Source organism: Parazoarcus communis SWub3 = DSM 12120 (assembly GCF_003226565.1).
Lineage (GTDB): Bacteria > Pseudomonadota > Gammaproteobacteria > Burkholderiales > Rhodocyclaceae > Parazoarcus > Parazoarcus communis.
On the sequence record NZ_QKOE01000161.1, the window covers coordinates 1 to 297 of the forward strand.

Sequence of the window (297 nt, forward strand, 5' to 3'; positions counted from 1 at the left end):
GGGTATCCAAGCGCGTGGCTGGTGGCCTTGCTCATCCATCGCAACATCCCGTTCTGCATGCGCTGCGACGTCCAGGACAACGGCTTCGCGGTGGTGCGCCGCTTCATGCGTTCCGGCCAACCCGAGGCGTTCGTCACCTTGCCCGCACCCAGTGTGCGCGACGCAACCGACTATGAATGCCCGCGCACACCGCCGCGCGTGCGCCTGATCCGCCAGATCACGCCGCAGGGCAAGGTGCGCGTGTTGATGACTTCGTTGTGCGACACCGAGCGTTTCCCCCTCGAGGCCTTTGCCGAA

Annotated in this window: 1 pseudogene; it reads left to right on the forward strand. The window is 65.7% G+C overall.

The annotated features are described in order from the left end of the window. Window positions 1-297: pseudogene (locus DNK49_RS24305) on the forward strand (IS4 family transposase); the annotation flags it as partial.